This is a genomic window from Cerasicoccus maritimus (assembly GCA_031296935.1).
GTDB classification, from domain to species: Bacteria; Verrucomicrobiota; Verrucomicrobiia; order Opitutales; family Cerasicoccaceae; genus Cerasicoccus; species Cerasicoccus maritimus.
Window position 1 is genome coordinate 87,381 of the sequence record JAVDPD010000011.1, and the last position, 7,267, is coordinate 94,647.

The 7,267-nt window shown below is 55.7% G+C and carries 6 protein-coding genes; 1 reads left to right on the forward strand and 5 read right to left on the reverse strand.

Annotation, left to right across the window (positions count from 1 at the left end):
- Positions 1–12 precede the first annotated feature (12 nt).
- The 5 genes from RBB62_RS09080 to RBB62_RS09100 all read right to left on the reverse strand — a co-directional run bounded on the left by RBB62_RS09080 (position 13) and on the right by RBB62_RS09100 (position 6,780).
- Positions 13–1,419: an ATP-binding protein gene (locus tag RBB62_RS09080; RefSeq protein WP_309398438.1), complete on the reverse strand. Its 1,407-nt coding sequence runs from the start codon at positions 1,417–1,419 to the stop codon at positions 13–15.
- Between the two features lie 32 nt (positions 1,420–1,451).
- The gene (locus RBB62_RS09085) at positions 1,452–2,120 is read right to left on the reverse strand and encodes a response regulator transcription factor (protein ID WP_309398439.1); all 669 of its coding nucleotides are present in this window, start codon (positions 2,118–2,120) and stop codon (positions 1,452–1,454) included.
- A 403-nt stretch (positions 2,121–2,523) separates the two neighbouring features.
- Positions 2,524–2,733 (reverse strand): hypothetical protein, encoded by a 210-nt coding sequence (locus RBB62_RS09090; protein ID WP_309398440.1) that lies wholly within the window; start codon positions 2,731–2,733, stop codon positions 2,524–2,526.
- A 136-nt stretch (positions 2,734–2,869) separates the two neighbouring features.
- Positions 2,870–6,088, reverse strand: a complete 3,219-nt coding sequence (locus RBB62_RS09095) for a cytochrome c biogenesis protein (RefSeq protein ID WP_309398441.1) — start codon at positions 6,086–6,088, stop codon at positions 2,870–2,872.
- Positions 6,088–6,780, reverse strand: a complete 693-nt coding sequence (locus RBB62_RS09100) for a hypothetical protein (RefSeq protein ID WP_309398442.1) — start codon at positions 6,778–6,780, stop codon at positions 6,088–6,090. Before RBB62_RS09100 ends, RBB62_RS09095 begins: the two co-directional genes overlap by 1 nt.
- Before the next feature lie 22 nt (positions 6,781–6,802).
- Here RBB62_RS09100 and RBB62_RS09105 point away from each other — a divergent pair, with 22 nt between their 5' ends.
- Positions 6,803–7,066, forward strand: coding sequence for a hypothetical protein (locus RBB62_RS09105; protein ID WP_309398443.1), 264 nt, complete (start codon positions 6,803–6,805; stop codon positions 7,064–7,066).
- Positions 7,067–7,267 lie beyond the last annotated feature (201 nt).

The window sequence follows — 7,267 nt, forward strand, 5'->3', positions numbered from 1 at the left end:
CTTCGCTGCGAGTTACCCCACCAAAATGCGACTCGCCGGACGCACCCTTGCTTCGGCCTGCCCACTGTCGCAAGCCAGCTTGAGGCGAAAAGCCGCCACGCCGCCGTCGTTACGACAAAGCTTCAGCTCAGCATGATGAGCATCAGCAATTTCCCGCGCCAAACTGAGCCCCAATCCGCTGCCACCGGAGGCGCTCGTACGTGATGCGTCCACTCGGTAAAAACGGTCAAACAAACGCTCAGCCTGCTCAGGAGGGATTGGAGAGGAAGCATTCGCAACGGTCAGCTCAGCTTCGGCTGCATTCGCCGTCAACGTCACGCGGACCCAACCACCGGGGCGATTGTAGCGCACCGCGTTGACCAATAAATTCTGCACTAGCAAGCGCAGCATATCGGCGTCGGCCAATACTTGAACATCCGGAGCCATATGTGCGGTGTAGCTCAGCTCTGGGTTGATCAGGGGAATGTCTTCCCACAAGTCCGAAACAAGCGCCGATAAATCAATACTCTTTCGATCAATGGGCATCTGCCCGTTGTCACTGCGGGCCAGCATAAGCAGCTTTTGCGACATCGCTTTGAGCCGCATAATCTCGCTCAACAAGCTTTCACACAAACGCAGGTCCGCGGGGGAATTCTCCACCGTGCGTAAATGCGCCTCCACCTCACTCTGCATGACGGTGAGTGGCGTGTTGAGCTCGTGAGCAGCGTCAGCACTAAAACGCGAGGCCTGGTGAAATTGTCGTTCTAAACGATCAAGCATACGGTTGTGATTGAGGATAAGCACGCGGATCTCAGACGTCGCGCCACGCTCATCAAGCCGCTTGTCGAGGCCGGCGGCATCAATTTCATGCATCCGCTCAGCCAGCACGCTAACGGGCCGCAGTGTCCGTCGACCAATTTCCCACCCACCAATGCCCGCTGTAATCAACGCAAATGGCAACAGAACCAGAAACGCGCGGTCAAGCTTCGCAAGGGCCAGCACCACATTTGCTTGGCTCACCACCCAGGCAAACGTAACGCCATTTTCGCGGGAAACCGCCAAGCGCCATTCATTGGTCCCTTTCGGATAGCTGAAATAGTGGAAGCCACCCGCCTGAGCAGGAGGCAAATCTTGCGCTGCTTCCCATAGCCGATCACTATTCAACGCACCAACGTTGCCCCGCTGCATAAGCAACAAGCCGCCTTCATCATAGGCTACCAAAGCTGCACCATTTTCCAGTGGCGGCATCGGAGGCATGTGAAAATCCCCGATTCCATAAGGGTCGCTACTCAGTGTATCGCGGGTGGGCCAATAGAAATCCAACTGCGAATGCATTTTCTCGTCGAGGCTATCGATCAACAGCCCCTTCATGGTGAAACGAAGCGTCAATGCGAGGCCGGAAATAATGCCCAGAATCAGCAGTGCGCTGCACAGCGCCACACGACAGCGAAATGAATTCAGCCAGCACATAGCTAGGCGGCCAGACGGTAGCCAACCCCCCGAACAGTTTCAATACAAGGTGGCGCACCTTCATCCGTCAGCTTCTGACGCAAGCGCTTAATGTAAACATCAACGAGGTTTGTGCCCGGATCGAAATGATATTGCCACACGTGTTCCAGAATTTGTGGGCGCGTATAGACCCGCCCCGGTGAACGCATAAAATACTCCAGCATATTGAACTCCCGCGAAGTCAACTCGATGGATTGCTCACCCCAACGAACTTCCCGTGTGGCCAGGTTGAGCGTGAGATCCCCATATTGCCGTAGGTTTAAGTGCTCACCTGAGGTTCGGCGGCTCACGGCCTGCAAACGTGCGGCTAGCTCTTCCACGTAAAATGGCTTCACCAGATAATCGTCAGCACCGAGCTGAAGGCCCTCAACGCGATCTTCCACCTGTCCACGCGCGGTCACCAGAACAACCGGCATATTCAACCCTTCACGCCGCATGCTGCGCAGCACATCAAGTCCGTCTTGCTCGGGCAGCATAATGTCGAGCACAACGGCGTCATAGCTCTGAGCCCGAGCTTGATTAAGCCCCTCGGTGCCAGAGTGCGCGAGGTCTACTACGTGGCCCTCGGCCTCTAAACCACTGCGAATGAAGTCCGCGATCTTTCGTTCGTCCTCAACAGCAAGAATTTTCATAATCACCTTATAAACAGCGTTTATAACAGATAGTTGCAGCCCGCTGCCAAAAAAACATGACGCTGTAGGGGCATCAAACGCAAGAATAGGTCGACATGAAGATAAAGAGCACTTCGGAAATTTGTACACAGATAGTCCCCGCCCACAGGGCGGGGACTGGCTGCTACTACTACTACTACTACTGCTACTACTGACTGAAGTGTTGGTTTTACCCAACGCTTGTATCGTCAATAATATAAACGACATGTTCCTTAAAACCTTATGCTTTGAGAAGCCTTTTTTTCAAAAAAATGCGTTTTGTAACTTTTGTGGTCAAAAATTCGTGAACCACGGCTCCGAAGTCATTATTTTGCCAACAGGAAACTAAGTAAGTCTACCTATAGCCTTTGGTAATTGCCAATTTTCAGGGATTCAATTGACCATCGCCATCAACGCCGTCGCCACTTAGAAACTCCATTTCATTAGCCTCTTGTTGATTCTCGTAACTCAATACGGCCTCATCTTTGGCGTAGGCCTCTTTTTCTTTTGCAGTGAGCGGAGTCGATTGACAACCGATCAAAAGAGAAGCGCTTATGAACATCGCAATAGTGAATTTAATAAGGGCTATTTTCATGTTTAATTAACGCTCTAGTTACCGGGCGCCTGTGGTTGATATTCCTGACGCTTTTGTTCCATCTTGAGCACATTTTCTGTGCGATCAGAATTTTCCGATTCTGATGATGATGCGCAGCCAGATAAGATTAGAGACATTAAGACTGCGGCAAAGGAGGAGGTGAGTCTTCGCATAACTGTTTACTTCCCCATAGCTTAAGAGGCAGCATCCCCAAGGCAATCATCAAGACCTGGCTCAGCCAGAATATTGTCAGCCAAGTGAAAGCCGCGCTCAGGAAACCATACGAATGCAGACCGATGCCCAAAAGGTTTGTCCCGAACCAACTCCAAGCCGTGACAATGTTTCCGCCGACCGCGAGCACCATGAACCCACGTTCGCGCACCAAGCCGCCCCAACGCGCATGGAGCATCAACGCGCCCCACAAGACGATGATCAGCGCGCCGTTCTCCTTCGGGTCCCAGCCCCAGAAGCGGCCCCAGCTTTGGTCAGCCCATACGCCGCCCAGCATCGTGCCCACAAAGCTGAACAACAGCCCGAAACAGGTGATGCCGTAGCTCATACCGTAAAGCGTCTTGGCGGTCGATTTATCGAGGCTCGGCGTCAGCAAGCCGCGCTTGATGTAAATGATCCCCAGCGCACCGGCCAGGAACACCGCGCCATAGCCTGCCGTGATGATCACCACGTGCGTCGCGAGCCAGAAGTTATCATCGAGCACCGCGCGCATCATTTCGAGCGTGTCGCCAGTCAGGGCTAGGTTGTGCGCAATAATCAGCGTCGCAAAGCCGATCAGCGACGCGACAAAGCTGCCCACGCCATTGCGGTAAATTCGCTCCTGTATAACACCCAGGATAATCGACACCCAGCCAACAAAAATCGCCGACGAGTAGAGATTCGTCACCGGTGGACGCCCCTGGATATACATACGGGCAAACAGACCGAAGGTGTGCACGACCAGCGCCAGGATCAGCAGCCAATAGGCCGACTTTTGCAGCGGCGCCGCCCACTTCAGCCAGCTCACGCAAACCAGAGCGAAGATCAGCACGTAAATCACGATCGTATAATAGAAAGGCTGTATCAGGTTAAACCACTCCTCGAACTTCACGCGCCCGGCATTCACATCTTGCGAAAGCTCGTGCTCAATGCCGGCCACGGCGTTGGCAAAGACAACCGGGTCGCCCGTACGGTAAGCATCACCAGCAGCGCCGTAGCCAGCGACCACGGGATTCAGACTACCGCTCTGGATCGTCATGAACATGCCTTCGCCGATGTTCAGCCAGTCGTTGTTACCTCGGCTTTCGGGCGGCGGCGTAATGCCCAGATCGGCGGTATTGGCGAGGCGCATGTAGTAATCCGCCATCATGATGAAGGGCGTCAACGCCTCTTCGCTGAATGGCTTGCCTTGCTCGCGATTTTGCAGAGCTTCACCGCCGGGCCCGGCAATCTCCGGCCACACCGCGTAGTCCTCACCAGGATTGAGCGCATGGCCAAGCGAGTTGTAAAGCGTGAGGGCATTAGTCAATTTCAGCAGCGCCTTGTGGAAAGGCGTGCGCTGCGTCTCCTGCTCCGGCACTTGGCGCGCGAGCTCAGCGAGTTGGTTAAACTGAGGCTGTAGCTCATTCCATGAGAAATATTTGCGGTCGTCCTGCTGCCAGCCAAAGAGCCCCAATACCTCCGCGTTGACGATACGGAAAACGGGGTAATCGTCCGCCTCCTGCGGCTTGTAAGACAAGTTGAGCAGCCACTCGGCGGCGCTGAGTTTCGTGCCGTCTTCCAAGCGCACATTCTGGCGACCACGAATGATGCGCAGTGAGTTACGCGCCACGGAATCGATCGGCAAAATGCGCCCACCGCTCTGCACCGGTAGCTCCGCAAAGCCCTGCACATCGAAGTCGGACTTTGGCAGCGAGAACAAGCCCCAAAACGAAATCAGTAAACCGATCACCAAGAAAATCCCGGGCACAATCACGCCACCCGCCAACGGCGGCACCATCCCCTTGGGCTGCTTCTTTTTTGCGCTGCTCTTGCGATTGGCAAACGACATCAAGCCCAAGCCGAACTGCACGCACATGCCTAGGCCCACCAGCGTGATCGCCAGGTAAGGCAGCCACCAGGTGGCGTTACTGACGACTTGCAGAATTGAGGTCGTATCCTCGTTGGCAAAGCTCGCCTGGAAGAACGTGTAGCCGCCGTAGCGCAGCGGGTTGTTCATGTAAATCAGCGTCGGGCGATTTTCGCCGGTCTCCGGGTTGTCGATGATGACGTCGCTGGAGAAGTTGCGCGGGATTTCCGTGCCCGGGTATTTGTCGTGCTTGAAGTCCTTCAACTGTAGCGTAAACGGGAAATACGTGCGCTCAAATCGCAGGGCGAGGTCGTAGCGTTTGCCCTCGTATTCAAAGCCCTGGGCGGGGAACTCTGGACCGAGGCCCGCGCTAAGCAGCCACGTGCCGAGCGTCTCGCCGTTGGGTGCAACCACCTGCACGGCAGCGGCGGCCATGTTGGCCTCGTCCTGCTTGAACGTCGGCGGGTGTTCGATCACTACCCCGTCCATCATCGGCGCAAAGCCTTTCAAAGCCAGCCCTTCGGCGTTGAGTAGCGGCAGACCATGCATGTCGAGCATGACGACGTTGGGGTCGCGCAGGCTGGCGGCAGAGTTGGATACCTGCCGAAACTGCGCTTCGCTCATCTGCGGCGCACCCCGCTTGCCGACGCCGTTGGCAAAGGTTTCATACTCGGTCAGCAAGTTCGAACGCATCCCCATGCCGCCGTTTTCGACGGCTGCCAGGATGTTGAGCTGGAAGCCGTTCGGCAAGGTGACCGAATCTTCGTCCATCGCCAGGGTAAACGGCACGGCTGTAACCGTGTCAGTATCGGCGGCGGACTTATCGATCAGCACAATTTCCTGATCGTTGTAATCAACGGAGAAATTGACCGGCGCCCCACCCTCGTTGAGCGTCATTTGGCTCTCCTGCTGAAGCATCGCCGTGGTGAAGCCGCTGATAATCAGCAGCAGCACGCCCAGGTGCAAAATCGCGATGCCGGACTTTTTCCAGCTCGCCTTAAAGTAGCGGAAATGTGCGCAGGTCAAGTTGATCAGCAGCAAGGCACCCAGCGTGAAGCCGCCGGGCAGCGGGAACTTGATGTGCGCCAAGTCGGGGTCGAATTGCTGCGAGGTGAACACCTTGATCAGCGACACCACGGGCGACATCACCACCCAACTTTCAAAATACAACTTCTGCGTGTGGCTGATGCCCCACTGAACCTGGTCGAGGGTGCCGAAAAACACCAAGACAATCGACAGGGCCAGCAGCCAAACCGTCAACGTGAGTGAGCTAAAAAAGCGGAAAATTGGATTCATCAGGGATTGCCGGTGTTGGAGAAGTCGACGGATTCCAGGAAGCTAAGGAAGCCCGGTTCCTGGCTGGCGACCAGAGCGCTGTCGCCCTGCATTTTAAAGAACCACGTGGCGCCGTCGCGCGGGAGAATCGCGCCCAGAATAGCCTGCCCGTCCGGGCTCTCCAAGTGGACCACGTGCCCGTGCGCGCCGCCAAAGTCGAGGTGCATCATCATCGATTGCAGGCCCGCAGCGTCGACCGGCGGTTGCCCCAGTTGACGCAGCCAGCGGTTGACGTTTTGCAGGTCGCCACCCACATCGCCGGGAAACACCGTAACGGACATATCGGCCTTGCCGCCGTCGCCCACGATGTCCCACGAGCCCTTGCGCACGGAGCCGGGATCCTTCGCCTGCCAGTCCGCGGGTGCAGTCCAGCTCGGCGTTGCAAAGCCGCTCACCTGCGCCACCATGCCGGGAGTCGCGGTCATCGAACCACCGCCTGCCATCGGCGCGCCGCCACTCATCATCGGCCCTGCCGGAGCGCCGCTCGCGGGGGGCGTCATCGGCGCATCGCCTGAGCCGGTGCCCGCCATCGTCGGGCGGGACGCAGTTTCCTCCTTGGGAATCGTGTAAGTGCTAACTTCGGGCTTCGGCTTGCAGCCAGTGAGCAGCAGCCCGGTGCCAAGCACTATGGAGAGTGTGGTTCTAAGATACATCAGAGTCGAGTTTGGCCAAGGTTTGCCGAGCCCGATCAAAGGTCAAGGCGAACCGGACGATTCCGCCGATGCGCAAAATTCATCACTTGGATTCGGGCCGCTCATTCGGCCTTTAGGTCATGCTGTGGAGGCCAAAAACACCTCATTTTTTTGGACGATTGGTTTCGAAAATAGCCCCTGCTCACAAAAAAGCCATAAACTCATATCCATCAACATCTTACACATCAAAAATTCAAAATCCAGGCTTCAAACCAATACTTTTATGCACTTTTTTGCCCAATTTTGACCCAAATCATGGAATCTAAAGCAAACTTTTGGGTAGCACATCGCGGCAAAAAGCCGCTCCAACCTAATACGAAGCGGCCGTGCAAGCGGCTTTATGCCGCGATAATCTTCGCCCAAGCAAGCGCCTGCTAGTGTCCCGCGAGTTAAATTCGCTAAATAATTGGCTTCCTTCCTGCTTATCTTCGCTCATGCCAAAAGGACG

Bases quoted from the DNA above. Each gene is read 5' to 3' on its own strand.
- RBB62_RS09090 (WP_309398440.1), bottom strand. From the start codon at position 2,733: ATGAAAATAGCCCTTATTAAATTCACTATTGCGATGTTCATAAGCGCT.
- RBB62_RS09100 (WP_309398442.1), bottom strand. From the start codon at position 6,780: ATGTATCTTAGAACCACACTCTCCATAGTGCTTGGCACCGGGCTGCTG.
- RBB62_RS09085 (WP_309398439.1), bottom strand. From the start codon at position 2,120: ATGAAAATTCTTGCTGTTGAGGACGAACGAAAGATCGCGGACTTCATT.
- RBB62_RS09095 (WP_309398441.1), bottom strand. From the start codon at position 6,088: ATGAATCCAATTTTCCGCTTTTTTAGCTCACTCACGTTGACGGTTTGG.